This is a genomic window from Arcicella sp. (genome assembly GCF_964672035.1).
This window is the reverse complement of record NZ_CBABQS010000011.1, coordinates 56789-80621: the sequence shown is the minus strand read 5'-3', so window position 1 is coordinate 80621 and position 23833 is coordinate 56789. Positions and strand designations below refer to the sequence as shown.

The window sequence follows — 23833 nt, the reverse complement described above, 5'->3', positions numbered from 1 at the left end:
ATTATTTAAAGAAAAACTTTCATTTATTTACGGCGGTGAATTTTGTAATATTTTCATAAATAATTGACTTAATTTTACACAACGATTTTGCCAAAACCGATGAATCCATTTATATTGTACCAAGGAAAATCTAAGGAATTAGCCTCTTTCCCGTACATTATTGAGTTTGCCAATCATAAAATTCATAATATTCAGCTTCATTCTCAGGAAATAAAACCCAGTGAAGGAATAAAAATTTGCTTCATTACGGAAGGAAAATTTGACTGGAATATTGACGGACAGCAGTATTTGCTTTATCCGAATGATATTTCTTTGACTACTCCTTGGCAAAAAATCGGAAGTATCAAAGGTGCTTATGATATTGGTGCCTTGATGTGGATAACAATTAAACCCCAAATGTTTGAACCGACTGGAGAATTGGTTTTGGGAGATTGGAGCGGAATTTCAGAAACCGACCAAAGAGTGATTGGAAAATTACTTTCACTCAATAAAAAACCCGTTTTGAGTCGTTTGAAAAACTGTCAAAAAATATTTCAGAACCTCGAATTAGAGTTTTTTTCCAAAGAATTAGGCTATCGTACCCGCATCAATCATTTAATTGACGAATTGTTAATTACAGCGGTGCGCCATTTGAGCAAACAGGATAATCTCAGGCAAGATTTCCCCCAAACTTTTTTGAAATTGGAGCAAACCCTCCGAGAAAATCTTTCTCATCCTTGGTCAGTTGAAGAAATGGCAGGTTTGGTCGGTTTAGGAACAACCGCTTTTACAGAGAAAGCAAAGGCATTTTCGGGTTTTTCTCCGCTGAATTATCTTATCAATATCAGAATTTCGGAAGCCATTAAATTATTGAGTCGCAAAGATTTAAGTTTGACTGATATAGCCTTGGAAACAGGTTTTTATTCGTCACAACATTTTTCATCAACTTTTAAAAAACTTACGGGTTATACGCCACGAGAATTTAGGAAAAAAGAATAAAATAGGTATGAATGATGAGGTATGAATGATGAGGTCTTCGCAGTAAATTTTGAATCAATATAATCTTTGATGTTCACGATTTATTCTAAATCTCATAATTCATAACTCATCACTCATAACTCATAACTAAGAAAACATGGATTGTCTGCTTACCATCGACATAAATACTTCAACCGTTAAAATTCATGCTTTTGACATGGATGGAAAGGTTATTTGCTGTAAAAAAGGCTCATATCCAACTTTTCATCCTCAGCCTGATTATAGCGAGCAAGACCCCGAACAGATTTTTATTACGACTTTGTATATTCTCAAAAATATGCTGAATGAGTATATTCATCCCAAAAAATATAAGGTAAAAACCATTTGTTTCAGTTCATCGATGCACAGCGTTTTGCCCGTTGATAAAAATGGAAATCCACTCGGAAATGCCATTATTTGGGCGGATAATCGAGGAGTAAAAGAAGCGGCATTATTGAAAAAACTACCCCAAAGCGAAAGCATTTATCACACCACAGGAACGCCCATTCACCCGATGTCACCTTTGATGAAAATTTCGTGGATAAAAAATCATGACCAAGAAAGATTCGCTCAAACCTACAAATTTATCTCGCTAAAAGAATACGTTATCAAGCAATTAACGGGCGAATATGTGGTTGACCATAGCATTGCGTCCTCTACGGGGCTTTTTGATATTCATAAATTGAAATGGCATCAAGAATCCCTTGATTTTGCGGGCATCACCGCTGACCGACTTTCAGAGCCTGTTTCAGTATTTAATTCGGAAGTGTTTTTGAAAAAAGAATATTGTATTACGCTCGGTTTACCCACAAAAATGCGCATCATTATTGGTTCGAGTGATGGATGTTTGGCAACGCTTGGGGCTGGAATTGTTGGACAAGGAAAAGCGACCATTACGATCGGTTCGAGTGGAGCCGTTCGAGTGGCTGGGAAGGAAGTTTTACGAGACGAAAAACAACGATTTTTCAATTATCTTTTGGCAGAAGGTCATTACGTTTCGGGTGGCCCTACCAATAATGGGGGGGTTGTTTTTGAATGGTTTGCTCGTCAATTTGGCAATTTTTCAGAAGACTTAGATTTTGAAGATGTCCTCAATGATTTGTTTAAAGAAGCCGCTCAGGTGAAAGCTGGAGCAGAAGGCTTGCTTTTTTTACCGTATTTATTGGGAGAAAGAGCCCCACTTTGGAACGCCAACGCCCGTGGAATGTACTTCGGACTCAACATCAGTCACCAACAAAAACACTTCGTTCGGGCAACGTTGGAAGGTATTTTATTTGAAATTTACAGCATCGGAAAAATCCTTGAAATCCACCGAAACTTTGATAGTATTTACATCAACGGAGCTTATGCTTCTTTGCCTTTATGGACGCAAATCTTGACGGATATGTTCGGAAAAACGATTCATGTCAATGATAATCATGACAGCGTGGCGATGGGTACGGCTTTGTTGGGACTCACGCAATTAGGAATTTATAAAAATTTAGAGGAAGCCGCCGCCACCGTAAAATCAGTTGAAACGTATCATCCAAAAGCTCAAAATCATGAAGTTTACATGAAATATTTTAAGATTTTTGAAAGATTAAGTTACAAACTTTCGGATGAATTTGAGGAGATTGTTTTGTTGCAACAGGGTTTTTAGTTGAAAGTTGGCAGATTTCTATACAAACACTTGTTGAATTTTCGAATTTTTTCGGAGTCCGACTCGAAATTTCGCTGTTTGAGCGTAGCGAGTTTAGGAATTTCTTGATTTTTTTTCTTTTTGTATCAAGGTGCTGTTGTGACTCTTAGCAAATAAGTAGTGGGGAATCCCTTGATATGTACATATCTCAAATGGATTGTTTAGACAAGAATCTCCTCTCACCACTTAAAAGCTAATATCGGAATTTAATCTATTCGAACATAATTTTTTACCAGACAAACATACAAGACAAAAAGAAAAAGACTAAAAATTGGAATAAATCTGATAAAATCAAAAAGTGTCTGCCTGTAAAGTATGCGGAAAGAAGTAGAATTAAAATAAAATTATCCCTTTACACTGCCTACTTTAATTTAACATTCTCCAAATGTCTCGTAGCATCTCTTTTAGTCTTTTTATCTAAATTTTTCTGTAAAGCCGCCGTCAAATCAATGCCCGTTTGATTGGCAAGGCATATCAAAACGAACAAAACATCCGCCATTTCATCGCCTAAATCTTTATTTTTATCCGACTCTTTTTCTGACTGTTCTCCGTATCTACGAGCAATAATTCTGGCAACTTCACCGACTTCTTCCGTGAGCATAGCCATGTTTGTCAATTCGTTAAAATACCGCACACCAATGGTTTTAATCCATCCATCCACGGTTTTTTGGGCTTCTTCTATCGTCATTTTGATTGATTGCGTTGTTGAAATAACTACCCATAAAACTGCCAAATAAGCAAGGTAGAGGCGAAATGTACGTACTAAATTGAAATACGGGAAATTTTACTGGATTAATTCCTATTAATTGACACAAGAAAAATCCTGCAAAAATGCCCACTATTAATTGAAGGGCAGAAATCCAACCCTTTTGTGGTTGCAAATACCCTAAAGTTAAGGCAAAAATAAAAATGAATAAAAGTGGAATATGAATAACATCACTGCGAAGATTTATCGCAATAATTAATGCTGTGAAAAGTAGGGCTAAAAGTGTGTTACGAATCATATTTTGTTTTTGGAATCTAAGATTATCGTTACTGGGCCATCATTGATTAAAGCGACTTTCATATCTGCCCCAAATTCGCCCGTCTGGATTGGCTTATCTAAATCTTTTTCTAACTGAAAAATCATCTTTTCGTACAAAGAAATCGCAATTTCGGGTCGAGCAGCTTCCATAAAACTTGGACGATTTCCTTTTTTGGTACTGGCGTGAATCGTAAATTGACTGATAAGTAAGATATTACCGTTAATGGCTGAAAGGTCAAGATTCATCTTACCTTCATCATCGAAGAAAATTCTCATACCGACAATTTTCTTGGAAAGCCATTCCACATCTTCCTGTGTATCCGTATGTGTAATACCCAAAAAGACCAGAAAACCCATCTGAATTTCTCCTTTAATTTTACCCTCTATTTTAACGGAAGCTTCTGAAACTCTTTGAATTATGGCTATCATTTTTTGTGCTACATCAATAAATATACAATCAATAAATATACACCATAGCCCAAAAGGTCATTGGTCGTGGTGATAAATGGTCCCGATGCAATGGCTGGATTAATGTCAAATTTGTTCAAAACTAAAGGCGTTATTGTACCCATTAACGAAGCCAGCATTACCACAGAAAACAATGATAATGACACAGTTAGCGACAAATTGACATTCACACCATCCACTGCCAACGAACCTGCAAAAGCAAAAATTCCAGCAATAAGAGCGTTGAATAAAGCAACTTTTAGCACCTTCAAAAGTCGTTCACCAAGGGGAGTGTCAATCCCTGATTTATCCGCCAAACTCTGTACAATAATGGATGAAGATTGAATACCTACATTTCCGCCCGTTGAACCGATCAGCGGAATAAAAGCAGCAATGGCAGGGACAGCCGAGAGTTTATCATCAAAGTTATCAATCAGTTTTGCCGCTAAAAAACTCCCACACATTCCCATCAATAACCAGGGAAGTCGTGAACGAACCAATCGCCAAACGCTATCATCTTCCTCAACATCTTCCGAAATACCCGTCATGGCTTGAGCATCTTCTTGGGCTGATTCCGTGATAAAATCTACCACATCGTCAATCGTAATTCTACCCAATAATCGCCCTTGAATATTCACGACTGGCACAGCATCAAGGTCATATTTTTGCATCACATCGGCCACTTCTTCACCCGTTGCGGTGGTCTTTACGGAAACGATATCGTCGGAATAAATATCCGCAATTTTCGACCCTCTTTTTGCCAAAATAATCTTCTTTAAAGACACCCTCCCTTGCAAAATCAAATCATCGTCAACTACATAAACGGCATTGACATTTTCCACGTCTTCCGCTTGTCGTCTAATCTCATCAACGCACTCAGTAACAGACTGTTTGATATTAATTTTGATTAATTCTTTTTGCATTAAACCTCCCGCTGAATCTTCGTCGTAGTGCATTAAATCATTCACAAAACGAGCCTGTTCTTTATCTTTCAGCAAACCTACAATATCTTCCGAAATATCTTTTGGTTGCTCATTTAGTATGTCAACGGCATCATCAGAATCCAATAAATCTACATATTCCGCAATTTCTTGGGGCGTAAAGTTTTTCAAAAACTTTTTACGGTCGTCGGTATCAAGATTGGTGATAATTTCTGCTCCCAATTTTTTATCTAATAACCTGACCAAATAATGAGATTCTTCACCAGTCAATTCATACAAAATGTTGGTTATATCAGCGGGATACAGCTCATCCATTTCAGCTTTAATAAATTCATAATCTTGCTGATTGATAGCACTTTGCAATTTTTCGAGATAGTCTTTTGTTAATTCAAAAGGCGTAAGTTCGAAGGGTTGATTGGTGATTTGCTCCATAAGTTTATTTGTATGAATGAAGGTTTATAACTGGTATTTTCCCAATGTATCATCGTCCCAAAAAGTCTAAAAACTTTCTTCGGGATATCCATTTCTACTAATTTATTTAATCAAAGGGTATTCTTCTAAAGTATCCGCATTCAGCAATTTCACCTCCATCGCCATTTTCGTCAATTCCAAAAACTCCGCTACGCTCAACTGTTCTGCTCGTTTACTCATGTACGGATTATCGGGCAATTGCAAGGCCTTCAGCGCATTTCGAAGCGTTTTTCGTCTTTGATTAAAGCCCATTTTTACCACCGATTTAAACATACTTTCAGAAACCCCCAAATCAGTAACGTTGTTTCTTTTTAAACGGATTACGCCCGAATTCACTTTTGGTGGCGGTGAAAAAACTTCGGGGCCCAAAGAAAAACAATATTCAATATCATAAAAAGCTTGCAACAAAACGCTCAAAATTCCGTAGTCTTTATTCCCTGGTTTTGAGGCAATTCTGACGGCGACTTCTTTCTGAAACATCCCCGCAACTTCTGGCACTAAATCCTTATAATCCAGCACTTTAAACAAAATTTGCGAAGAAATATTGTAAGGAAAATTACCCACAATCCCGAACTTTTTACCCCCAAAAAACTTCTCTAAATTCAAATGCAAAAAATCAGCCGAATGAATTCTACCTTTCAATTCTGGATAATGGATATTCAAATATTCCACTGATTCACGGTCAAGTTCTACTACATCCGTCTGATATTCAGTGTGTTGTAAAAGATATTGTGTCAAAACACCCATGCCCGGTCCAATTTCCAAAACTTGGTCATAATCACCATGTCTCGACATCAAATCTGCGATACTTTTTGCTGCCTCCAAATCCCGAAGAAAATGCTGCCCTAAACTCTTTTTTGCCCTTACGTCCATCTTTTTTAATTAATAATTGATAGTTGATAACTAATAATTATTTGTACAAAAAACCATTTATTCCTTCTATCTATGCCTTAAAATTACGTTGAAATTTGTACTTTTAGGTTAAATATTACAATAAGTTGGTTTAGTATTTTACAAAATCACTTATCTTAATCAGTTTCCGTTTCAAAAAAACTCTCAATTATTAATTATCAACTATCAATTGAAATGCGTTGGACTCATAAAACAAAGGAAGATTTAATTACTGAAATTCGTCATCTCAAAAAAGAATTGCGGGTTTTGGAAGTCAATGAACGATCGGGAGAAATGCCCCTTTCGATGGCTTCTGAATTGGAAAAAACGGTTGAAAATCTCAATTTGATTGGTATCGTTTTGGAAGAAGACGGCACAATTATATTTTGTAACTCCTTCTCTCTCAAAATATTAGACTATACTTTGGAGGAATTGATTGGTAAAAATTTCTTTGATGTAATCGTTCCCGTTGCAGAAAGAGAAAAACGGATAAAATCGTTCAAAGATGCCATGGAAAAGGGTGGTTTGTTTGAAGAAAAAGAGCGAACGATGCTCACAAAATCTGATCAAATTAGGTTCGTTGAACTCAATTCCACAATTTTTAATGATGCCACCGAAGAGATTAGATATTTGACCGTTATTGGTGAAGACGTAACCGAACGCCGCAGGGTTTCGGAAGCCTTAGCACGCACCAATTCTCAACTTCAAGATATTATCAATAACACCTCCGATTTAATTCAATTAATCAGTATGTCGGGGCGTTTTCTGTATGTCAATAAGGCATGGTTAGAAATCACGGGCTATGAATCTGATGAATTGGCGAGTCTCCGTTTGAAAGATATTTTACACCCTGATTTTGCGGAGGAGGCACTTTTGAAATTTGAAAAAGTAAAAAATGGTGAAAAAATAGCCGATTTTGAAGTTGTTTTCCGTAGAAAAGATGGAAGAAGATTATACCTTTCGGGTTCGGTAAATTGTCGATATGAAAAAGAAACGCCCACTGCTTTTCGTTGTATTTTTCACAATTCAACCGCCAAAGTTCGGGCGGAACGGTCTTCAAATTTATATTCAAGCATTGCCCAAGCCACCATTCGTTCAACCAATTTAGATGATTTATACGTCAATATTCACCAAGAATTAGGCAAAGTGATTGATGTAAAAAACTTCTTTATTGCCCAATACGATTCAGCGAAATCATTTCTTTATTTCCCCTATTATATTGATGAATATTTTGATAGCCGAGTCCATTTTACCAAAAGGAAATTAGGAAATGGACTCACCGAATATGCCATTGCTGCCAATAAACCCTTGATTCTTAGAGATGAAGATATTTATAAATTAGCGGAAGATAAAACTATTTATCTCTACGGCGTTGTGCCTAAAGTGATGATTTGTGTGCCGTTAAGAATTGGAAATAAGGTTACGGGAATCATCGGTTTGAAATCGTATGAACGCCAAAATAAATACGAACAAAGAGATTTAGAATTATTGGATTTTATTTCGGGACAAGTTGCCCTTGCCATCGCCCGTAAACAAGCCGAGGATATGCTCGCCCGTGAAACGGCCCGATTGACGGCAATCATTGAAGGGAGTTCACATTTAATGTGGTCGGTCAATCGTAGAATGGCTCTTACTTCTTTCAACCAAGAATATTCACAACTCATTGAAAACCAATTAGGTGTAAAACCTCAATTGACATTCAGTACCGAAAAAACAGGATTTCGAATGGTTTCGCAGAACGATAGAAAAGTCTTAGAAAGCAAATATCGAGAAGCATTCAAAGGGGAACAACAGCATTTTGAAGTACAATTAGATTCAACCGATGGAGAAGAAAAATGGGTAGAAGTTTATCTGAATCCGATTGTGAATCATGGAAATATCGAAGAAGTTTCGGGGATTGGGCGTGACATTACCAATCTAAAAAAATATCAACAAGACATCGTAAAAGCCAAAGATGAGGCTGAACGTTCGTTGAAAGTAAAAGAAAGATTTTTAGCCAATATGAGTCATGAAATTCGTACACCCATGAATGGCGTGATTGGAATGATTGATTTAATGATTGATACGCCTCTGAATGAAGAACAGAAAGATTACGTTCAAACCATCCGAAAATCATCCGAAACACTCCTTCATATTCTGAATGATATTTTAGATTTAGCAAAAATAGAAGCAGGAAAAATGGCGCTCAATGAAGCTCCATTGGTGTTTAAGGATATTTTTGATAGATTACAATCCCTTTTCAATCAAGTTGCCAGTGCGAAAAACAACAAAATTATCTGTGAATTTGATGAAAATTTACCAGAATTTGTGATTGCCGATGAAACTCGTTTACTCCAAATTCTTTCAAATCTCACCTCGAATGCGCTGAAATTTACGGAAAATGGCATCGTCAAGATTAAGGCAAATTTGATTGAGAGAAGAGGAAAATTCAATCGCATAAAAGTAGAAATTATTGATTCTGGTATTGGCATAACGGAAGAAAATCTAAAAATGCTTTTCAATGCGTTTCAGCAAGTGGATAATTCTACTAAAAAATCATTTGGCGGAACGGGTTTGGGCTTAGCAATTTCCAAAGAATTATGCCGCATGATGAAGGGCGAAGTTGGCGTAACTTCCGAATGGGGAAAAGGCTCAACGTTTTGGTTTACCATCGAAATCAAACAGACGGATATAAGCCCGATGATGTCGAAAAAAGATGAACCCGTTTATCAAGTTCTTAATCATTTTCAAACGTATCATCCCTATTTATTGGTCGTTGATGATAATGCAACCAACAGAAAAGTAGCCAGCGAAATCCTCAGAAAATCAGGCTGTGAGGTCATCACGGTGGATTCTGGACAAAAAGCAATTGACATAGTTAAGGCTTCTATTTCGGATAAACCATTCGATATTATTTTTATGGATATTCAAATGCCCGAAATGGATGGCGTAGAAACTACCCAACACTTAAGAGATTTGAAGGTAAGTTTACCCCCAATTATCGCCATGACTGCCTACGCAATGAAGGAAGATAGAGACAGATTTATGGCGAATGGCATGAATGATTATGTCCCAAAACCCATCAGAGCCGAGATTTTGGTTAGAAAAGTAGCAGAATGGGTTAATAAGCAATTATCAATTGATAATGAACAATTGATAATTAAACGTTTGGATTCGTCAGTGACTTTATATGAATTAGGGATAGCTCCAGAAACTTTAAAAATTGTTAATGTAGGTGAAGTTGAAAAATTACCCCTAACAACTTATCCCTCTCAACTAAATAATTTCAAAATCATCGACCCAGAAATCATCAAACAATTATCCGATAGCGTAGGAGGAGATATGAGTTTTGTTGCTTCTATTTTGGAAGGTTTTGAAGAAGAAGCCACCGAACAAATTAAAAATGCGATTGAAGGATACAAAAATAATAATTGCAAACAAGTCCAAGGAGAATTGCACACATTAAAAGGCAATGCGGGTACTTTGGGAGCCATGCGCTTATACGAAATAACGAGAATAATAGAAGAAAAAGCAAAATATTGTGATTTTCAACTATTTGAAAGTGAGACAATTACACTTCAAGAAGAATTTGAAAAGTTTAAGAAAGAATTAAAAACTATAGAAGAAAAAGAAAAATGGAGATAGAAGGAAAACAATAAAATGAATAAGTAGAAATCAACGAAATAAAATAGAATGTAAGAAACTGATAAAGAAAAAGTAAAAGAGACATTCTAACACTTCGAGGGACAGAACGCAGCCCCACCCCTCAACAATCGTTTTACTTGGCGGTGATATGGCCCTTTATTGCTACAATCTTTTGGTGGTTGACCGTAACTTGATGTCAGTTTTCGGGAATTTTAATATTGTTGAAAACCCCTGTGTAACAGAATAATACACGAATAAAACTGACAAAATCTTTCGATGTTAAAATAAAAATATCATTTAAATCAAAAAATAAGGAACGTTTACATCACATAACTATCTATTTCAACGTGAATGTGAGGAAAGATTATTATTTGTACAAATAAAAGAATGTTTTTAAAGATATTTTTTTCTCTAAGTAAAACCCGTTTAAATATTTGCAAAACCTTCATTTTACAGCTATCAATAACAAAATTGAGTGTTAAATATATTTTTTATAATAAGCCATGATATGCCTTAATAAAAATAGTATTAATTTCCCTTTCTAAACGAGTAAAATCAACCGAACTAAATTTTAAACAATGAAATTAACCACTCGTATTCAATTGATGGTGATGATGTTTCTCATGTTTTTCACGTGGGGTTCATGGTATGGCCAAATGGGAAAATATCTTTTTACAACCTTAAAAGCCTCTGGAGATCAAATTGGTAGTGCTTACGCTACTTTCTCAATTGCTTCAATTATTGCTCCTTTCTTTGTGGGAATGATTGCCGACCGCTTCTTTTCAGCACAAAAAGTAATGGGTATTTTAAATCTACTTGGTGCTGGAATTTTATACTTGTTAATTCAAAATCAAAACCCTGATACATTCTTTTGGTATATTTTGGCTTATACGCTAACCTTTGCTCCCAATTTAGCTTTGTCAAGCTCAATTGCGATGAACCAAATGCAAGACCCTGGTAAAGAATTTCCTGCTATCCGTGTTTTAGGAACAATTGCCTGGATTATCGTTACCAACATTATCGGTTTATACAGTTTAGGCGATAAAGTAGAAATTTTTCAGATAGCCATGTTCACTTCCATCGCTTGGGGCTTATTTGCTTTTACGTTACCCGATACTCCACCAAAAGCAACGGGTGAAGCAACGGTTTCTCAAATCTTAGGTACGGATGCTTTTGTACTTTTTAAAGACCGTTCATTCTTGATTTTCTTTATTTCATCGGTCTTAGTCTGCATTCCTTTGGCATTTTATTACGCTCACGCTAACTTGTCGCTCACAGAATCTCACATGACAAATGTGGAAAACAAAATGTCGCTTGGACAGGCCTCTGAGGTATTATTCATGCTTTTAATTCCTTTTGCTTTGCAGAAATTTGGCATCAAAAAAATGCTTATTGTCGGCTTAATTGCTTGGATAGTTCGTTTTTTATGTTTTGGAAAGGGTGATGGTATTTCTTCAGAATGGATTTTATATGTAGCCATTGTTCTTCACGGCGTTTGTTATGATTTCTTTTTTGTAACAGGACAAATTTACACGGATAATAAAGCGGGTGATAAAATCAAAAATTCGGCTCAGGGACTTATTACCTTTGCCACGTATGGCATTGGGATGGGAATTGGCTCAAAATTGTCAGGAATTGTACTTGATACATATACATTTACAGATGCTGCTGGCGTAGTTACGCACAATTGGAATGGCGTTTGGATGATACCAGCGGGTATCGCTGCCGTTGTTTTAATATTATTCATTATATTTTTTAAGGATAATAAAGCTTTGAGCAAATTATAAATTCAAAAGCACAAAAATAATATTTCATCAATATATCGCTGATGGCTTGAAGTTCATTGCTAATTGCCAAAAGCTCAAATCTAATTAATTATGGCAAAAGTTTGTATTCTTGGTGGTGGATTTATCGGCCGTTTTTACGCTGATTCATTGCATGGACAGCGTGGACGAGACCGTGTTGAAGTGGTATATGCCCGTAAAGAAGAAACGGCGAAACGATTCGCAACTGATTATTCTATCCCAAATTTTACGACTTCAATGGAAGAGGCTATTGCTCATTCCGAAAGTGAAGTAGTGGTTATTGCCCTGCCAAATCATATTCATGAAGAAGCTGTTATGCTTTGTGTGAAGCATAAAAAAGCTGTCCTATGTACCAAACCGTTAGGCCGAAATGCGGAGGAAGCCCTCAGAATGACAAAGGCTTGCGAAGAAGCAGGCGTTTTTGGGGGATACTTAGAAGACCTCTGTTATACACCAAAATTTCTAAAATCAGTTCAAAGTGTGAAAGATGGAGCAATTGGTAGAGTACTTTGGGCAAAATCTCGTGAAACACACCCTGGCCCGCATTCAGATTGGTTCTGGAATATTGAAATGGCGGGCGGTGGTGCCATCCTCGATTTAGGTTGTCATTGCATCGAAATTGCCAGAAATTTTATTGGTAAAGATATTAAACCTGTAGAGGTAATGTGTTGGGCAGATACGCAAGTAAAACCCATTGATGCCGAAGACCATGCAATCGGTTTGGTAAAATATGAAAATGGCGCTATTGGACAATTTGAGGTTTCATGGACTTTCCGTGGAGGGATGGATTTGCGAGATGAAGTCATGGGAACGGAAGGAACAATCTGGACAAATTCTTTTTTAAGAACTGGTTTTGAGATGTTTACCACTGGAAAAGGGGGAGGCGGCTACGTAGCTGAAAAAGCTGAATCGGCAACGGGTTGGCTATTTCCGGTGGGTGATGAAGCCCATGAATTGGGATATACACACATGTTTACGGATATGTTTAACGCAATTGAAGAAGGACGCTTACCACAAGAATCTTTTTACGATGGCTACGTGGTAAATTCCATTATTGATGCCGCTTACAAATCAGCAAAAACAAAATTGTGGGAGCCTGTCAATTTACCAGTTTGGCGTGGACAAGAAGGCTTACAAAAACCATCTGTCTATCAAGAATACGATGCTGAACACTGGTTTATAAAAGATGAGATTCTTTCAAATGGTGATACAAAAGTAATTTTGAAGAAAAAAGAAACGGGCGAAATCATTGAAATTGAACGTTTGAATTTAAAATAACCTTATAAATTTATAACCTTTATTTTATAAAGTAATCCGTAATTTATGAATAAGAAAGCCACACAATTATTAATTTTGTGTGGCTTTTGAATAGCTAATATTTGCCTTACGCTGTTTATTAAGGGAAATTGTAAAAAATAACGTACTATATTTGACTTGGCATACCGTACAGAAAGTTAACACCTGCGGAGAGTTTAACGGCGAACACCAGATACTTTGAAATTTACAATAGTGGCCACTGTAATATAAAATTTACATCACCACACAAGACAAATACCTAACGTAAGTACTTATAATAATATATCAGTTACGTTACTTTCTTCCTCCTTTTCCGACTCACTGTCTTCACCTATAGAATTTGCTGCTATTTGCTCAATTAATTCTGTCAATCGTAAATCTGAAGAACGAAGTTTAAAAACATTATCCATTAGCCTTGCACCTTTCAGGCTGTCGTATTCTGGAGCAAGTATAATTATGAGTTGCCTCCAGTTATTTGGAAGTCTTTTTTTGCACACCCTAATCCTATTCTTTAGAATTTCAGAGGTTTTTTTTAAATCAATTTGTAGCATATAATAATAAAGTAATTATATTTGTGCCTAACAGTTTATGTTATACATACAAATATAGAATAGTCGGGAAATATGGATAAATTTACTCTTTTTTATTTAGTTTTAATTTAAAAAATAATAAATAAACTCAATTAAATTTATAATCTTTTAGAATTGCACAAAACTATAATTTTATGAGTATAACTCAAAATTATTTACTAAAAAATTGAAATTTATTAAAAATTCATGTTACTTCACGTCATAAATAAATTTCTTTTATAAACCGCAAAACCAAATGTACAAATCTAAAAAACCAAATGTACCTAAAAAACACATAAACCCCATTTTAAACCGCATTTAAAATCTTATTAAAGAGCGGCAACATCACCTCAGTAACCTCACCAGCCTCATCCGTATCATTCACAGCCTTACGCAATACCTCTAATTGAGATAGCGTAAGGCTATATTCAACCTCAATAGCCTTACTCGGATTAAACAACACACCTTCAACCGTATCTCTCAACTCAAATTCTGCCATTTCTTTGGCTGTGAACATCGTTAAAGACTTTAGAGATGCAATCACTTGCATCTCTATAATTCTACCCTTTGTGGGCAATATTTGGGCTACTAAAAGCCTATCTAACACACCTAATTTCATACTAATATTCCGTTTACAAAAGTTAATGTATTTCCTGATATACTGTAAGTCTGCGAACGTCCATCCTGTTCATTCATCCGCAACTTACCTGTAATATGCACCTCACCATCGGCACGAATGGCCACATTCTTCGCTCCTGTGGCTGCGCTACTGGCTTTTGCGTACAAAGCAATATTATCTAAACCACCTGTATCAGTAATCGAATTCTCTATCTTAATCGCATAATTATAAGTAAATGCACCGTTAAGATTGAAGCTTATTTCTTTCACATTGCCTCTCACAGAACTATTTTTCCGAAATAGAAAGTAATCGCCGACCGTAGCATAATTCGTATTAACTGCAAATGAATCTGCATTGGTTTTTCTTACCAATACATTATCTGTGACCTCGAAAGCACCAATCTTGCACCCGTTTTTCACTTCTAAATCCGAAGCAAAAGCCTTCCCGTTTCGTTGAACTCTAAACGGAGCAATATTTCTATCCGTAAAACTCGAACCTGCAAAGAAAACGACATCCGTTAGCTCCGTTCCTGCTCCGCTCAGTCCGCCTACCTGCCCACTGGTCGGGTTTCCAACTATGAACGCACCCGACAAAACTGCTTGATCACCAACATAAGTCTTTTCAAATTGTGACATAATTGCAGCATTCGCAATTTCATCCGACTGCTTTTTCGACAATGCAGCAACTTCCTGAACTGCGGCCACATCTTTTTTCGCTTTCTTAATATCCCGAACAATCATTTCTTGCGTAGAATACTGAATACTATCTGCAACAACGCCCGAAATTTTACATGGATTAACAAGTGGATAAGAAACCGACTGTAAACGCATAATTGCCCAAATTCCTAACTCTACACTTTTTACTTTCACACTATCACCCGCTTGAAAACGATAAGCTAAACCCATCTCTCGAATAAACTTTTCGTCAATATCGAGCGGAAACGCAACGGGAGGATAAGAGTTTTGTCTTGCGTGTAACTTCGTAAGCCTCAATACTTCCGCTTCTGCCGCATCAATATAACTCTGTGGCATCACAATACCAATCAGCGTATATTTATCGCCCACAGCAGGCGAAAACGTTACATTTGGCAATACATAACCCGTATCATCCTTATTACTTCCGAACGTAATTTGCTTTTTAGTATGATTGTAATTCGTAATTACAAATTCCTGCCCTGACAACTCTCCCGACTTAAAGACAATCTTCGCCGAATCGTTGATTATCTGAGCATTCAAATCAAAATCAATGCTTGTATCAATGACCGTATTAATATTAACAATCGTTCCTACCGTTCCCGTTCGTTTCGGATACACATCATCGAACGTCACACTCCCTTTTTTCCGACCATATAAACTCACATTCCTTTCTACCGTTTCCGAAATCGTAACCCTGTCCATCCCGTTTCTGTAAGTCGAAGGTAAATTCTGATTTCCTCCAAACCCGTACCAAACCGTTGCAAAAGCCTTGTCGACGGCCTGCCGTGTAGCTGATTCTAAACCTTTTCCTCTACCGTATTCTAACGTCACATCGTGAGCAAAACCGATTTTTGGAATGAGTGAGATTTTCTTATTTAAAACCGAATATTCTAACTCAAACCGTTGTGCAATATCCGTCAACGCAGTTCGGCAGCTTTGCTCCGAAAAATCAAAGGTTTCAACCGTACCAAGACCCGAACAAGTCCCTACGCTCCACCCTGAACTATCTGAATTTAACGAGTCTATGATTAAATTAAGCAAATCCAAAGGAGTACCTGAATAACTAAATTTCGTCCGACCTAAATGCGTAATTAATTCATCGTAAAGCGAATAGATTTCACCGTAAAAGTTTAGCTCGTATCGGTACGTTCGCTTATCAATTTGCTGCATACCAACGGCATTTTTTACGGAAAACTTGCGAGTATTAAACATAACATAATCATCCACTCGAATATCCAATACACTTTCCGAATAAAACACCGAGTAAATCTTATCGCTTCCTAAGAGTTCACTCGAAAAAACAGTACCCTCGTCGATTTCGACAAGGGCTACTGTACTGGTAAGTCTTTTGATTTCTAATTTCATAATCTTAAAACAAGAATGGTAAATCAATCGCAAAACGATTATACATCGCCAAATGGCCTGTAACATTGGGGTGAATCCCATCGCCAAAATATAAACTTGAAATATAACTTGCCGATGGGTCACCTCCCGTAGATGTGGCAATATCAAACCTCGCTCCTATGATTGCACCTGTCTGCTTACAAACTGCATCAATACTATTATTAACCGCAATATGTTCGTTCCCCGCTCCGTAAGTTCCACGGTTTGGAATATGGTTGCAAATTGGGATAACACCTAAAGCAATGATAGAATTAACAAGGCTTAGGTAATTTGCTTCACTCCAACCGCCCATATTTGTCCCAAGATTAAGCATACAATAAGTAGGCTTAATCTTTGATAATTCCGAAGTCACCTTATCGACACAATCTTGCAGAACTGCACTACCACGAGCAGAAATTAAAATATTGCCTCCCAATTTTGCTCTAAGAAGATTCGTATAAGAACTTCCATAAGTTGCATTAGAAAATAACATAGTAGCACTAATACTATCGCCCATCAAAACAACATTTGGCTTACCTGTTGTTACCAACATACTATTAAGCACAAACTCCGTAATTGTTCCACTTTCTACGTAAAACTTATAAGAATCGTTCTGCATATTTTCATTCAATGCTGAACTCGTCGTAACAGAATAAACTAACTCAGTTGAAATATTAGTGACAGTATCAATTAAAGTAAAAGTTGAAATCCACTCTTTTCTATCGACTACTACCGTATATTTCCGACCAACCACAGAATTGGAAGTCAATGCTTTTTCGACCAATAAAGTATTACTTTGATTATAGATTTGCAATTTGTTAGCAGCAAAATCTACGTAAAAATAACCTTCCCCCTGATGAACATCTAACCCAAACGCAGCAATACAAAACCGACAAGATGAAGCCGTGACCGTAAGCATTAATTTTCTATAATCAACATGATAACGCTTTTTTAACCACAAATAAGAACCCGCACCAACCGCCGAAGGCTTAACACCTGCTGAAACAGTCGACCAATTGACTTGCTCAAATTCAGACCCTAAACTTGAAAAATAGTTTTGATACAAAATTACAGGAGGCAATTTTATTGTGCTTAATGCTGCAAGTTTTGTATCATGGTCAGTAGTTTTTGCTTCTAATAAGTTTAAACGGTTATTAATAGGTTGAACTACTCTAAAAATAGAATCAAGAGGTGTTTCATCAATGATATAGTCTAACGAAACACTATACCCTTGAACCGTTCTATCTGTAATAGAATAACTCTGCCCTGTTGAGGTAGTATAATAAATCCCTGTTCCTGCACTTGAAAAAGCAATAAATGCACCTACTTCAATTTGATAAGTATCACTACTAAAATCTATTGTTTGGGTAGTACTTGTCAAAATAGTCCCCCCGTAATTTTTAAGCATTGTACAAGTAAGGACGCCATTATTATTAACAATTCGATAGGCATAAACAGTAATTGTATCTCCAATAACACCCTTAACTCGAACACTTCTTAGAGTTCCAATTCTTAAAACTGGAACATTATTCGCATAAGTATAATTAGCGCCACCCAATGAATTAATAACCGAAAAATCCTTTGTGTAACTTGTCAAAACCGTAGATGAAACTTTATTTTCGTGTGTTTGAACAGTTGCTTTAACAACATCTAATTTCAAACTTTCTAATGTCCCTAATCTTCTTAAAACTGTTCCTGATACTGTTTCATCAATCACAAAATCAAGTGCAACGGTAAATCCATTAATATTATTCTGAGTAATAGAATAAGACTGCCCAGTTGTAGTTGTATAATAAATGCCTGTTCCAGCACTTGAAAACGCAATAAACGCACCTGCTTCTATCAAAAATGTATCTGTACTAAAATCTATTGTTTGGGTAGCAGTTGTTAAAACTGTGCCTCCATAATTTTTCAATAATGTGCAAGTAAGTACATTTGAATTATTAACAATTCGATAAGCATAAACCGTAATAGTATCACCTACTACGCCTTTTACCCGAACGCTTCTCAAAGTTCCCACCTTTGTCGTAGGTACAACATTAGCATAGATAAAATTAGAACCTCCCAATGTATTAACTGCCGAAAAATCTTTTGAATAACTCGCTAAAGTCAATACACCTGTAACAGTTTCTAAAGCTGTAACCTTTGGTGGTAATAATTGCAAATCTGCAACTTGCTGACTAATACCAACTGCCCCAGTTTCATTAATTATAAAGTCAACTGCAATTTGATTCCCTTGCAAAGCAGATACGGTTGTCCCCGAAACATAATAACTATTACCTCCCGTAGCATTATAATACAATCCAACCGAACTTTTTACAGCGATAAACCATCCAGCCTCAACAATAAAAACATCTGAAGTAAAAGTAATTGTTTGTTCTAAAGTACTGGTTACAATAGGAGTATAAGTATGTTGCAATGTTGCGGTAGTTCCTGAAACCGAATAAGCATAAATAGTAATGGTAGAGCCTACAGTTGCTTTTACTCGTACAGATTTCAACGTTCCTCTCGTTACCACAGGCACATTATTAAAAAAAGGAACGCCATTCGTTGAAATAGTGCTTATAGTTGAAAAATCCTTCGAGTAATTAGTTAGCTTTTCGATACCAATAATTTGATTTAGTTCATTTTTATTATAATAATCTACCAACGTCACAGGAACCGCCAAACTACTCCAAGTCGTCAAATCCCAAAATAACATATTCAAATTAGCAGTCAACGTTATCGTTCCCGAAGGAGCCGTATAAGTCCCAGCGCCTGCATACAATATCTGCGGAGTCGTCGGACTGCCCAAAGTCGCACCCGCTGCTACTTTAGTCGGAACAATGGCACCATTGGTAAACGCCGCAATCAAATTCTTAATTTGCTGAATATCTGTGTAGGTTGTTGAACCATCCACATTCTTTCCTAATAAAACCTTATCCAAAAGCTCCACTTCCGTAGCCTTCTGTAATCCTTGCCAAAACTGAACCATATATTTTCTATTTATGTGTGATTAATTTATTCTCCTAATTCATGCAAACGTCTAAATTCTGCCCGTACTTGCTCTTTTGTTCCCGTAGTAATATAAGCCTTCAAAGTTTTTATGTAATCACCTCTATTACTAATATTGAAATTATGAAATAAATCAAAGTAGGTAAATCCACCACCAAACTCCGTCCCTTCGCCATTGCCTTGATAAACTTCTAATTGCTTCATTTGCGAATAAACACTATTTCCCGACTGTTTTGAATACAATCCAATTGCCTTATTATCTCTATTCCGATATACACTCGACCAGTATTCAGTACAGTTACGGCCAATTACGCTTCCACCCTGATTAATAATTTGCAACTGCCCATCTTCAACATCATCCCCAATCCACGGATTAGCACCCGTATAGCACTGATAACGATTCAAGGTATTTACAATAAAACAAGCAGGAAAAGCCGCTCCATCGAAACCACCTTCAACATTTTGTTGATTGTCAGTCCTGAAACTATGATAAGTCACCTCCATCGCTACGGAGCGTTGATTAAGCGTATATTTCACCTCAATGATAACCTCACTAAAAAGCGCATCAAAAGTGTAGAATATCGGTCTAAACTTCACGTAATAACTATCGCCAATTCGCTTATAATCAATCAGACTTTGCGAATGATTGAAGAAATCACCGCCCATCGTCGTATTGTAGCTCGTTATTGACCCCTGATTATTACCCGCCGAATGTGAAACCTGACCAGCTTGCGTATAACCATCTGGTTTCTGATACGCATCTATCGTAATCTGAAAACCACCATCGTAACCATTGTAAACCAAATTCTCTGTACTATTCTTTTCCGAAACCCACATCAATTGCCCGCCACGTTTTAGATTTATTCCGATTTTAATGAAATCATTATTCATCCAAACAATATCGTTGAAAGGGTCATACCGAGGCTGATTCGTGAAAATTGCAGGCAGATTATTAACATTATCGTAAAAACTCGGAGCCTTACCATCCGAAAAATAATAAGTTGGCTTTTGTGGCTCAATGAAAGTCACACCGTTTACCGTCGCACTCTCAACCTTAATCACATTACTCGCACCCGAAATTACACTATTCACTGTCCGTTTTGCCGTATATTCATCGTTTAGCGAAGGATTTTCAACCGTATAATTCGCACCCGTAACGCTCAAACTCGTCCCATTTTTAAACCACGAAATCGTTCCTGTATTCGCACTCGAAAAAGTAACCGACTGCCCTGCCAAAACCCTCGCAGGTACACTCGTAATCGCAGGAGCCGTAACCGTAGGCGTAGAAGCAACGCCCAACGGGAACGCACGAATGGCAATCGTTCCCGCAGGAATATCAATCACCTCGCTAATATTGTTACCATCGGCTGTATAGACAAACGTAACCGAACCTTGCTCGCTGGCATACGCCTGAAAAGCCAACACAAATACCACCGCCAAATTCTTATTCACCACCGCTCTTACGGGTGATTTTGTATTCAACTGCCACTGTAAAGCGGTCAGCTGTTGCGGAGTTGAAGAACCCGCATAAATTACCTTTGTCGTTTGATTCAGATAGATTTCCGTACCATCACAAATGTCATAAAACGAATATTGACTACCATTAGAAAGCGTTATTTTGCGGGACAATTGATACAATGCTTTCATCGTGTACGTGTACCCTTCTAAATCTGCATTACCGTACGTCTTATCATCCTCTCTATTCCCTCTACGAGCATTCGCCGATCTTAATCTTGCAATCGCCGTCTCTGCCCATGCCGAACTCCACCAATTGATCCATCTCGCACCGCTAAAAAACGCCAAATAAACCTGTGCCTCCGAAATAAAATTCGGCAAGTACTCGCTCCCAATCGCATTCAACTGACTACTTAGTATATTCCCATTACCATCCCGTTCAAAATACTGGATCCCGTAACGATTGTATTCCTGTATCCATTTTCCATCCGCATACTCAGGATGAATAGATGAATAATGAAACCCGTTATCTCGTTCATTTACGGGCTTCAATTGCATAATCAAATCCTGATTAAAAGGACTATGCTTTGCGTAGGATTGTTCCACAATTGCCCCCAATTGCGTAGCCCAATGTTCCGCATTCGTTACCGAACTATACCCGTATGTATTATCACACTCATTTCCAAAATGATTAATCACAATCCAATTATTTCCATTTTGGTCTTTTGTTTGATACCCCTGTGGCAACAATGCCTCAAACGTAAAACTAACTTCCACACAAGCCGCATGACGATTATTGCTCGCCAACGACTTCCCTCTCGAAACAACGGGAACGGTAGTATCAGCCGCTAAAGTCCAAATATTATTCGCCCCCCCATTATACAAATTTGAAGTAGCATAACCGCCATGATTTAGTCCACCTCCGTATTGAAAAGCGTAAAGCCCTTCCGTTTCTCCCAATCCTGCCTCAAAAGCTACCACGTGATAATTCGCATCTTCCTGCGTGGACATCTTCGTATAATAATTCTCATAATCCACAATAGCCAAAAACACTTTCCATTTTCCCGAAGCTCCTTTCAATTGTTTATAAGTATTCGCATAACCAAAACACCGTTTCGCAAAAGCCGCAAAAGCATCATAACTCAATTCTTCAGCTCTCTTATTCCCGTTCGCATCTGCCCCCAATCCATCATCCACAATAATCCTATCCCCCGTAATCACGTTTTCCATCCCCACATAATAAGCTCCTAATTTCGTTGCATTAATCGCTACAATACCTTTTTTGAACATCTTTCTAAATTGCTCTTCCTGCGTAGCACCAAAATTATCCTTATAAGGAGTATGCCAAAACAACCCTTTCACAGCCAATGCCATCCCCGTTCTCGAATCCACCCTTTTAGGAATATCAAAATCGGGTATCAAATCTGGTTGAAAACGATTCCAATGCGTTTCGGGAGTAAGCGGAAAATCCGACAAAACCCCAGCCGTTCCGCTCGGAGGCGTAATTACCGTACCGATCACCTGCGTTTTTGTGGCCGTGAACGTAATAATATTCTTATTCCGCACATCAAAAATCCGTGAACCCACCACTATATCCGAAAACAAATTACTCGTTTTCCACGCACCCGCATCTACCCGATACTCCAGCACGTAATTATCTGGATTCGCAACATTTACGGTCACATTATAAGTATTAGCGGTCGAACCTGCCGACACCTGTAAAGTAGTGATAGATAAGGTATTAGTAGTCGCTTTTGCTTGCGTAATCGTAATCGCTTTATTTCCCGCTCTGCTACTCACAATGATTGTTCCCGTTCTGCTATTTGCCGTAGTATTAGCATCCACTTCAATTACAAAACTTCCATTCCCCAATCCCAAAGAATCCGATAACGTTGCCCAACTCAACCCTTCCAAAACCGTCCATTCTACATTGCTCGTTACCGTAATTTCAACCTCCGTTTCGAGAGCTTCAATATTCACACTTTGCGAAGAAACTGCAATCGAATACACCGTTTCCGAAGGTTGTTCAACGGGCGGAAAAATAATTATCTTTTGCCCCAAAGCATCCAAAAGCGGAGTCCCATCACTACCTATCAAAAACGACCAGTCGAAACGAGCCGACACCTCCGTAAACTTTACGGATAACTCTGCCGTAATTTGTCCATTGCCAAACTGCAAAACATTCGTAACCTGAAAGCCATTGGCCACAAAAAAATCCCGAAACGCATCGCTTCGATAAGTAATGTATCTTACGCCCTCTTTTTTAAACAAAGCATAAAGCCCTTTTAAAGTGTTTTTAAATCCCGTATAATCCGAACTTTGAACGAGTGTTTTTATGGTTACTTCACGACTCTGCAATTTTGAAACCTTATAGCCTTCATTTGCATAAAACGTACTCTTAAAATTCTTAGGAGCAGGATTATTAAACCGTCCAGTCACATCCAGCGGAATTATATTCAAATCCTTAAAACTAATTCCATCAATACCAAGCTCCGCATTCGTAGGAGCGGGAACAGTTCCCGTCAAATCAACCACAGGTTCCCGAAACGTAAACTTCAACTTACACCACCCATCCCCAATATAATCCGCCACAATCGACTCTTTCAAATAAACCTGAAACGTCCCCAAATTATCCGCAATGAAAGGAACTAAGGTATTAATCCCCCCCAATTGCTTGTATAAATCATAGCATTTTGCCAAGGCTGTCGCTTCCGTATCCGTTTCCATTAAGGCAACAAAAACAATATCACGCCCCGCAAAACGTATCTCTTCAGGACGCAAATAAGGCTCAATCGAATCCGCATCATCACCCCAATCGTGCGATACCTTACCCATCCGTGCAGGCATATCCCAACAACCAGACACCGCCAAATTCGACCCGTCAATTTGCGAAGGAATTAACCCAAACGCATCCAAATCAATATTTCCTAACTTATACATATTTA

The 23833-nt window shown here is 37.5% G+C and carries 15 protein-coding genes; 5 read left to right on the top strand and 10 right to left on the bottom strand.

The annotated features are described in order from the left end of the window. Positions 1-99 precede the first annotated feature (99 nt). Positions 100-978, top strand: coding sequence for a helix-turn-helix transcriptional regulator (locus AC1W31_RS05160; protein ID WP_481733343.1), 879 nt, complete (start codon positions 100-102; stop codon positions 976-978). Between the two features lie 136 nt (positions 979-1114). Next, positions 1115-2635: a gluconokinase gene (locus AC1W31_RS05155; protein ID WP_481733342.1), complete on the top strand. Its 1521-nt coding sequence runs from the start codon at positions 1115-1117 to the stop codon at positions 2633-2635. Between the two features lie 400 nt (positions 2636-3035). On the opposite strand, the gene AC1W31_RS05150 is transcribed toward AC1W31_RS05155, so the two are convergent. The 5 genes from AC1W31_RS05150 to rsmA all read right to left on the bottom strand — a co-directional run bounded on the left by AC1W31_RS05150 (position 3036) and on the right by rsmA (position 6430). Then, entirely contained in the window at positions 3036-3362 is a 327-nt protein-coding gene (locus AC1W31_RS05150) for a nucleotide pyrophosphohydrolase (RefSeq protein ID WP_481733341.1), read from the bottom strand. Further along, the gene (locus tag AC1W31_RS05145; protein ID WP_481733340.1) at positions 3319-3678 is read right to left on the bottom strand and encodes a hypothetical protein; all 360 of its coding nucleotides are present in this window, start codon (positions 3676-3678) and stop codon (positions 3319-3321) included. The genes AC1W31_RS05150 and AC1W31_RS05145 overlap by 44 nt, the downstream gene beginning before the upstream one ends. Then, on the bottom strand, positions 3675-4127 hold the full coding sequence (gene dtd, locus AC1W31_RS05140; RefSeq protein WP_481733339.1) for a D-aminoacyl-tRNA deacylase: 453 nt from the start codon (positions 4125-4127) through the stop codon (positions 3675-3677). The genes AC1W31_RS05145 and dtd overlap by 4 nt, the downstream gene beginning before the upstream one ends. Positions 4128-4135: 8 nt before the next feature. After that, the gene (mgtE, locus tag AC1W31_RS05135; RefSeq protein ID WP_481733338.1) at positions 4136-5518 is read right to left on the bottom strand and encodes a magnesium transporter; all 1383 of its coding nucleotides are present in this window, start codon (positions 5516-5518) and stop codon (positions 4136-4138) included. Positions 5519-5620: 102 nt separating this feature from the next. Next, complete coding sequence (gene rsmA, locus AC1W31_RS05130) at positions 5621-6430, bottom strand: 16S rRNA (adenine(1518)-N(6)/adenine(1519)-N(6))-dimethyltransferase RsmA (RefSeq protein WP_481733337.1); 810 nt, start codon at positions 6428-6430, stop codon at positions 5621-5623. Positions 6431-6643: 213 nt separating this feature from the next. Here rsmA and AC1W31_RS05125 point away from each other — a divergent pair, with 213 nt between their 5' ends. The 3 genes from AC1W31_RS05125 to AC1W31_RS05115 all read left to right on the top strand — a co-directional run bounded on the left by AC1W31_RS05125 (position 6644) and on the right by AC1W31_RS05115 (position 13155). After that, complete coding sequence (locus AC1W31_RS05125; protein WP_481733336.1) at positions 6644-10072, top strand: PAS domain S-box protein; 3429 nt, start codon at positions 6644-6646, stop codon at positions 10070-10072. Positions 10073-10650: 578 nt separating this feature from the next. Further along, a complete protein-coding gene (locus AC1W31_RS05120) occupies positions 10651-11859 on the top strand; it encodes a nucleoside permease (RefSeq protein WP_481733335.1) in 1209 nt (402 codons plus the stop codon). Between the two features lie 90 nt (positions 11860-11949). Continuing rightward, on the top strand, positions 11950-13155 hold the full coding sequence (locus tag AC1W31_RS05115; protein WP_481733334.1) for a Gfo/Idh/MocA family protein: 1206 nt from the start codon (positions 11950-11952) through the stop codon (positions 13153-13155). Between the two features lie 290 nt (positions 13156-13445). On the opposite strand, the gene AC1W31_RS05110 is transcribed toward AC1W31_RS05115, so the two are convergent. From AC1W31_RS05110 to AC1W31_RS05090, 5 genes are all read right to left on the bottom strand, one after another. Beyond that, positions 13446-13724: a hypothetical protein gene (locus AC1W31_RS05110; protein ID WP_481733333.1), complete on the bottom strand. Its 279-nt coding sequence runs from the start codon at positions 13722-13724 to the stop codon at positions 13446-13448. A 325-nt stretch (positions 13725-14049) separates the two neighbouring features. Continuing rightward, positions 14050-14361 carry a hypothetical protein gene (locus AC1W31_RS05105; protein WP_481733332.1) on the bottom strand — a complete coding sequence of 104 codons (312 nt, stop codon included), beginning with the start codon at positions 14359-14361 and terminating at the stop codon, positions 14050-14052. Beyond that, the gene (locus AC1W31_RS05100; RefSeq protein ID WP_481733331.1) at positions 14358-16421 is read right to left on the bottom strand and encodes a hypothetical protein; all 2064 of its coding nucleotides are present in this window, start codon (positions 16419-16421) and stop codon (positions 14358-14360) included. The genes AC1W31_RS05105 and AC1W31_RS05100 overlap by 4 nt, the downstream gene beginning before the upstream one ends. A gap of 4 nt (positions 16422-16425) precedes the next feature. After that, positions 16426-19413 carry an SGNH/GDSL hydrolase family protein gene (locus AC1W31_RS05095; RefSeq protein WP_481733330.1) on the bottom strand — a complete coding sequence of 996 codons (2988 nt, stop codon included), beginning with the start codon at positions 19411-19413 and terminating at the stop codon, positions 16426-16428. Positions 19414-19439: 26 nt separating this feature from the next. Next, positions 19440-23828, bottom strand: a complete 4389-nt coding sequence (locus AC1W31_RS05090; protein WP_481733329.1) for a BACON domain-containing protein — start codon at positions 23826-23828, stop codon at positions 19440-19442. Between the last annotated feature and the right edge of the window lie 5 nt (positions 23829-23833).

What these genes read in the sequence shown, in the direction of transcription:
- mgtE (WP_481733338.1), bottom strand. Translation starts at nt 5,518, where the DNA reads ATGGAGCAAATCACCAATCAACCCTTCGAACTTACGCCTTTTGAATTA.
- AC1W31_RS05155 (WP_481733342.1), top strand. Translation starts at nt 1,115, where the DNA reads ATGGATTGTCTGCTTACCATCGACATAAATACTTCAACCGTTAAAATT.
- AC1W31_RS05150 (WP_481733341.1), bottom strand. Translation starts at nt 3,362, where the DNA reads ATGACGATAGAAGAAGCCCAAAAAACCGTGGATGGATGGATTAAAACC.
- dtd (WP_481733339.1), bottom strand. Translation starts at nt 4,127, where the DNA reads ATGATAGCCATAATTCAAAGAGTTTCAGAAGCTTCCGTTAAAATAGAG.
- AC1W31_RS05120 (WP_481733335.1), top strand. Translation starts at nt 10,651, where the DNA reads ATGAAATTAACCACTCGTATTCAATTGATGGTGATGATGTTTCTCATG.
- rsmA (WP_481733337.1), bottom strand. Translation starts at nt 6,430, where the DNA reads ATGGACGTAAGGGCAAAAAAGAGTTTAGGGCAGCATTTTCTTCGGGAT.
- AC1W31_RS05090 (WP_481733329.1), bottom strand. Translation starts at nt 23,828, where the DNA reads ATGTATAAGTTAGGAAATATTGATTTGGATGCGTTTGGGTTAATTCCT.
- AC1W31_RS05105 (WP_481733332.1), bottom strand. Translation starts at nt 14,361, where the DNA reads ATGAAATTAGGTGTGTTAGATAGGCTTTTAGTAGCCCAAATATTGCCC.
- AC1W31_RS05110 (WP_481733333.1), bottom strand. Translation starts at nt 13,724, where the DNA reads ATGCTACAAATTGATTTAAAAAAAACCTCTGAAATTCTAAAGAATAGG.
- AC1W31_RS05125 (WP_481733336.1), top strand. Translation starts at nt 6,644, where the DNA reads ATGCGTTGGACTCATAAAACAAAGGAAGATTTAATTACTGAAATTCGT.
- AC1W31_RS05160 (WP_481733343.1), top strand. Translation starts at nt 100, where the DNA reads ATGAATCCATTTATATTGTACCAAGGAAAATCTAAGGAATTAGCCTCT.
- AC1W31_RS05095 (WP_481733330.1), bottom strand. Translation starts at nt 19,413, where the DNA reads ATGGTTCAGTTTTGGCAAGGATTACAGAAGGCTACGGAAGTGGAGCTT.
- AC1W31_RS05100 (WP_481733331.1), bottom strand. Translation starts at nt 16,421, where the DNA reads ATGAAATTAGAAATCAAAAGACTTACCAGTACAGTAGCCCTTGTCGAA.
- AC1W31_RS05115 (WP_481733334.1), top strand. Translation starts at nt 11,950, where the DNA reads ATGGCAAAAGTTTGTATTCTTGGTGGTGGATTTATCGGCCGTTTTTAC.
- AC1W31_RS05145 (WP_481733340.1), bottom strand. Translation starts at nt 3,678, where the DNA reads ATGATTCGTAACACACTTTTAGCCCTACTTTTCACAGCATTAATTATT.